The sequence below is a fragment of the Mogibacterium pumilum genome (assembly GCF_002243385.1).
GTDB classification, from domain to species: domain Bacteria; phylum Bacillota; class Clostridia; order Peptostreptococcales; family Anaerovoracaceae; genus Mogibacterium; species Mogibacterium pumilum.
This window is the reverse complement of record NZ_CP016199.1, coordinates 1474884-1481227: the sequence shown is the minus strand read 5'-3', so window position 1 is coordinate 1481227 and position 6344 is coordinate 1474884. Positions and strand designations below refer to the sequence as shown.

The following is a 6344-nucleotide window of genomic DNA, read 5'->3' as shown; positions in this document are numbered from 1 at the left end:
ATTTTTATAATACTAATTTTGATAAGTGTATGTGTTTCTTCAGTAATAATTGTAAAAGAGTATGGGGCATACAAAAAACAAAGCGAAAAATTAAAGGAAGAATGGAAAAAAGAAAATTTTAAAATTAGCCTTGTTTTTGATTTAGATACTACTAAAAAAAATAATATACTTACTTGGCAAAAAGGAAGAAATACAGATGCAATCATAAGATATCTTAATGATGAAGGGTATCCGGTCACATATGAGGAAATTGAGAAAACAAAGGCAGAATTTGAAGATGTTGTAGATAACACAGAAGCTCAAAGGAACAGAAAGAAAATTATGAAGATGATTGACGATTATTGTGACAAAATGAATTTGAAAGTTCATAATGCTGATGAGTGCCACCTGACAATTTTAGATGATATGAAAAAGAAAGGGTATGGTTGGGACTACGGATACTAAAAAAGTAATCTCTGTGGAAGCGATTGGGCTGTTTGCAGATACCGAGAAGAAAAATATGTCATCACTTCAGCTCTCTATGTATAACTATATGATTAAAGTTGAATTAGCAACAACAGATTCATACGTCACTCAGATTAATGATAAGTGCGTCATAAGACTTGAACCAAATACAGAAGCGGTTATGATATATGTGGATAATAAAGACTATCCATTAAAAGGCTCAATGAAAGATAATATTGAAACTTTAAGAGAATGTGGTGAGCATGTAGGACTATATTCAACTGTGGAAGTTAGAGATGAAATTAAGAATCAATTAATAATGGGGGATATAAATGGATAAAAAAAATAGGTTCAATATAATTGTATTAGTTTCTATATTAGTATCTCTCTTTTCATGTTATTCTACGTATAAAATAAACATTGGGATAGCTAATTTAAAGTGGTTAATTCAAATGAAAATAAGTATGAACTTGAGAGTTATTGATTGTAAACTAGTAGATTTTGCTATAATCGATGAAGACGTCACTTATAGTATCAAAAAGGGTCATAACACAAATGCAATTGTAGAATACCTTAATAGTGAAGGATATGACATATCAATTAAGGAGAAAGGTAATAAAGCGAAGGATCTGATTGAATTTCAAAAAGATTATCGTGCTAAAAACAAAATTAAAGAGCAACATAGCCCCTCGGATATTAGAGATAAAATTTTTAAGGATATGACAGAGGCAGGATATCAGTGGGAGTACTAACTAATATTGTGTGCAGATTGAATTTTGATAAAAGGGAGGTTTAAGAAAATGAGCACCAAGCGAAAAATTATTTTATGTGTACTTTTATTTATTAATATAGTATGTCTAGTATTTGTAGTGCGAAACTATCTAGAGTTGAAGAGCCTACATGAAGCACTGGACAGTATAGAAATAAAATAGTATTTAAGATTGGTAAGTAGAACATCAGATTACTTTTTTAGAATATTGGTTATATTAATGTGGTGTGCATTAATATATGATTTTATCGATGGGGAAATTTTCCCATTTTTTTTTGCAAAATTTCGAAAAATAATTAACAAAATACATTGACAAGGTTTTATCATAATGTTATGGTTATATTAAATTTAGAACGCAGTCTAAAAAATATTAGAAGGTGATTGAGACATGAAGGCGATTACTAACATTCAAAAATTTTCGATACACGACGGAGATGGTATAAGGACCACAGTATTCTTTAAAGGTTGTCCGCTACACTGCACGTGGTGTCATAACCCGGAGACACAGTGCTATAATCCGGAGGTTGAGTTTGACAGTGAGAAGTGCGTAGGATGCGGTTCATGCATCAGTGTATGTCATACAGGAGCAATTAGCATTGTGAACGGAAAGGCTTTTACTGATGCTAACAAGTGTGACCGTTGTGACAAGTGTAGCAAGATGTGTCCAAATTCAGCTCGGAAGGTAATGGGTAAGGACTATGAACCTAAGGCACTTGTAAAAGAACTCATGAAAGATCTCATGTTCTACGAAGAGTCGGGTGGTGGCGTAACACTTTCAGGTGGCGAAGTAATGATGATGGACATAGATTACCTACTCTCGATAGCTAAGGAGCTGAAGCGCAACGGAATTTCGCTTTTTATCGACACATGTGGATACGTTCCATATGAGAGACTCAGTAAAATCCTTCCATACACAGATACGTTCTTATACGACCTCAAGTGCATGGACGATGAACTCCATAAGAAATATACGGGGGTTAGCAACGAGAGGATACTCGACAACCTTGCAAGACTTTCTAAGGATGGCGCAAGGATTTACATAAGAATCCCGGTTATCAAAGAAGTTAACGGCAATGAAAAAAATATGCAGGATACCATAAAGTTCTTGCAGGACAACGGAATACACCCGGCAAAGATCAACCTTTTACCTTATCATGACGCAGGTGTTCCGAAATATTCGAAGATAGGAATGGTGTATGAGGGCAATGAGCTACACGCACCTTTCAAGGAAGAGATGGATAAGTTCGCTGAACTATTTATAAAAGCTGGTTTTGTTAATACCAAGATAGGAGGATAGCAATGGCAACACATGGTATGAATGAGAGAATTCAGAAGTTAAGAGACATCAGTGTAAACACACCGGTACACATCGATCTCGAAAGAGCTAAGATTGAGACAGATTTCTACAAAGAAAACGATGGGAAATACTCAATTCCTGTAATGAGAGCTATGGTTCTAAAGGAGTACTTCTCTAAGAAGACACTTTACTTCGGCGATGGAGAACTTCTCGTTGGTGAAAAGGGTAAAGACCCACAGGCTTCACCTACATTCCCTGAACTTTGCTGCCACAGCGAAGATGATATGATTGTAATGAGCGAAAGAAAGCTCGTTTCATTCCACACTACTGTAGAAGATAGAGAGCTTCAGAAGAAGGAGATCATCCCATTCTGGGAAGGCAGAACTATCCGTGAGAAAATCCTAGCATCGATGAAGCCTGAGTGGCATGAATGCTACGAAGCAGGTGTATTCACTGAGTTCATGGAGCAGAGAGGTCCTGGACACACTTGCGGTGGAGAACAGGTATTCACTACCGGATACATGGATTATAAGGCTAAGATTAAAGAAACCATGGATAAGCTAGACTGGATGAACGATCCTGAAGCTTATGATAAGAACGAAGAGCTAAAGGCTATGGATATCTGCTGCGACGCAGTAATCATCCTCGGTGAGAGATACCACAAGCTAGTGCTCGAGAAGGCTGAAGCAGAGACAGATCCAGTTAGAAAGGCTGAGATTTTACAGATTGCTAAGAACCTTGAAGTCGTTCCTGCACACGCACCACAGACTTACTGGCAGGCAATCCAGCTATACTGGTTCACACACCTTGCAGTTACTACAGAACTCAATCCATGGGACGCATTCAGCCCTGGAAGATTGGATCAGCACCTCATCAAGTACTATGAAGCAGATACTGAAGCAGGTATTCTCGATGATGAGAAAGCTCTCGAGCTTCTAGAGTGCCTGTGGGTTAAGTTCTACAACCAGCCAGCACCTGTAAAGGTAGGAATTACACTCAAGGAGAGTGCAACATACACAGACTTTGCTAATATAAACACTGGTGGAGTTACACCAACTGGAGAGAACGGTGTTAACGCAGTTAGCTATCTAATTCTTGACTGTATGGATGATATGAAACTTGTACAGCCTAACTCAAACGTAACAATCAGCAAGAAAACTCCTCAGAGATTCCTCAAGAGAGCTTGCGAGATTTCAAGAAAGGGTTGGGGGCAGCCAGCATTCTATAACACAGAAGCTCAGATTATGGAGCTTATAAATGCAGGAAAGACACTCGAAGATGCTCGCCGCGGCGGTTCTTCTGGATGCGTTGAGACTGGAGCATGGGGAAGTGAAGCGTATATCCTTACAGGTTATATGAATATTCCTAAGATTTTCCAGATGACGCTGTTCAACGGTTATGATCAGGTTTCCGGTAAGCAGCTAGGTCTAAAGCTAGGCTATGCTAAGGATTTCAAGACTTACGAGGAGTTGTGGGATGCATTTAAGAAGCAGCTAGAATACTTCGTAAATATCAAGATATACGGAAACAATATCATCGAGAGAATCTACGCTAAATTTATGCCAGCACCATTGCTATCAGTAGTAACTAACGATTGTATTTCGAATGCTAAGGACTACAATGCAGGCGGAGCTCGTTACAACACAAACTACATCCAGGGTGTAGGAATCGGAACAGTTACAGACTGCCTAACATCGGTTAAGTACAATGTATTTGATGAGAAGAACTTCACTATGGACGAGCTCATCGAAGCTATGGAGCACAACTTTGAAGGATACGACTATATCTATAGCCTAGTAACTGAAAAGACTCCTAAATACGGAAACGATGATGATTACGCAGATGACGTTATGAAACAGATCTTTGACCTGTACCACGACACAATCGTTGGCAGACCTAATATGAAGGGTGGAAAGTACGGAATCGACATGCTCCCTACAACTTGCCACGTATACTTTGGTGATGTTATCCTCGCAACTCCTAATGGACGTAAAGCACATAAGCCAGTATCTGAGGGAATTTCACCAGAGAAGGCTGCCGATGTAAACGGACCTACAGCTGTTATCAAGTCCTGCGCTAAGATGGATCATCTCGCAACAAGTGGTACTCTTCTCAACCAGAAGTTTACACCTGATGTAGTAACAGGTGAAGAGGGTCTAGCGCACATGGCGGATCTCGTTCGTTCTTACTTCGCAATGGATGGACATCACATTCAGTTCAACATAATCGATAGAGCAACTCTAATCGAGGCGCAGAAGAACCCTGAGGAATACAAGGATCTAATCGTAAGAGTAGCTGGATACAGCGACTTCTTCCGTAACCTCGATAAGCCACTTCAGGATGAGATTATCAACAGAACTGAACAGTCGTTTAGCTAAAAGGAATAAACTGTGTATAGAAGCGAATTCAATGTATAATAGATACATGAAGCGGATATACGTAGTATATTCTAAATAATTACATCTTGACTGGATTGGCGTGACTAGTTTGCGCCAATCCATCTAATATAAATTTACTTATAGTATTTGCGTGCGTTAGGAGGCAGAAATGAGAATAGGATTTATCGGCACAGGTGTTATGGCAAATGCGATGATGGGTGGTATCATCAGCGCTGGAGTATGCAAGCCCGAAGACATCGTCGGTGCAGATCCAACTGAGTTTGGAAGAAATAAAACTAAAGAACAGAATGGAGTAGAAGTTACTGACAATAATCTAGATGTACTAGAGAAATGTGACTACATATTCCTCACAGTAAAGCCACAGTATTATGCGCCAGTAATCGAGGGAATAAAGGATCACGTAAAGGATAATCACGTGTTCATCTCGATTGGAGCAGGTGTGACACTAGACTATCTTGGTAAAGCATTCGGTGACAAGAGTGTAAAACTCGTTCGCGTAATGCCAAACACACCAGCTCAGGTTGGTGAAGGTATGTCGGCAGCTTGCCCAAATGAGTTCGTAAGTGAAGAAGAAACTAAGACTACTCTTAGTATTCTGGCTGCTTTTGGAAAGGCTGAAATTATACCAGAAAATCTATTCGATGTAGTTACAGGAGTTAGTGGCAGTGGTCCAGCTTACGTATTCCTATTCATCGAAGCTCTTGCTGATGCGGCAGTGGTTGGAGGAATGCCTAGAAGACAAGCATATGAATTCGCTGCACAGACAGTATATGGTGCTGCTAAGATGGTTATGGAGACTGGAAAACATCCTGGTGAACTCAAGGATATGGTATGCTCACCAGCAGGAACTACTATTGCAGCTGTTCGCACTCTCGAAGCCAACAACTTCAGAAGCGCAGTAATCGAAGGTGCTAATGCAGCTACAGAGAAGTCAGCGGCTATGAGAGGCTAGAACTTAATTCGCAAAAATATCTAGCTGATACTAACATGGACACATAGATATATAGAATATCGTTGCATAAAGAGAACTCGATTCAGCTGAATCGAGTTCTTTGATTGGTTCTGCTTTAGCAGTGGATTCGCCGAGCGATAGCGAAGTGAATCAATAAACCACCGGCTATGCCGGTGTGATTAGGATAGCTTTAGCTTCAAGAAAAACACCTCCAATGTTATCATGACGTTGGTTCGCCAACCACATCAAATAACAAAGGAGGTTGCCATCATGGATGACAAAAATACTCTAGCACACACAAGCTGGAGATGTAAATATCATATAGTATTTGCACCGAAGTATAGAAGAAAAGAAATATATGGGAAGTACCGAGTGGAAATAGGAAAGATGATAAGAATCCTATGCCAAAGAAAAGGTATCAACATTGTTGAGGCTGAGCTATGCCCTGACCATATACATATGCTTGTAGAAATACCGCCAAAG

General features: G+C 39.4%; 7 protein-coding genes. All 7 read left to right on the top strand.

Features of this window, described 5'->3' with window-relative positions:
* Positions 1-444, top strand: a 444-nt coding sequence (locus AXF17_RS07100; RefSeq protein ID WP_330398485.1) for a hypothetical protein, incomplete at its 5' end; no start/stop codon positions are given.
* Positions 422-784, top strand: a complete 363-nt coding sequence (locus tag AXF17_RS07095) for a hypothetical protein (RefSeq protein WP_094234415.1) — start codon at positions 422-424, stop codon at positions 782-784. The genes AXF17_RS07100 and AXF17_RS07095, both read left to right, overlap by 23 nt.
* Positions 777-1196: a hypothetical protein gene (locus AXF17_RS07090; protein ID WP_094234414.1), complete on the top strand. Its 420-nt coding sequence runs from the start codon at positions 777-779 to the stop codon at positions 1194-1196. Before AXF17_RS07095 ends, AXF17_RS07090 begins: the two co-directional genes overlap by 8 nt.
* A 405-nt stretch (positions 1197-1601) precedes the next feature.
* Positions 1602-2510: a trans-4-hydroxy-L-proline dehydratase activase gene (locus tag AXF17_RS07085; protein ID WP_094234413.1), complete on the top strand. Its 909-nt coding sequence runs from the start codon at positions 1602-1604 to the stop codon at positions 2508-2510.
* A 2-nt stretch (positions 2511-2512) separates the two neighbouring features.
* Complete coding sequence (gene hypD / locus AXF17_RS07080) at positions 2513-4888, top strand: trans-4-hydroxy-L-proline dehydratase (protein WP_094234412.1); 2376 nt, start codon at positions 2513-2515, stop codon at positions 4886-4888.
* A 169-nt stretch (positions 4889-5057) separates the two neighbouring features.
* Entirely contained in the window at positions 5058-5861 is an 804-nt protein-coding gene (proC, locus tag AXF17_RS07075; RefSeq protein ID WP_094234411.1) for a pyrroline-5-carboxylate reductase, read from the top strand.
* Positions 5862-6131: 270 nt separating this feature from the next.
* On the top strand, positions 6132-6344 hold a 213-nt coding region (gene tnpA / locus AXF17_RS07070; RefSeq protein WP_157682633.1), incomplete at its 3' end, for an IS200/IS605 family transposase.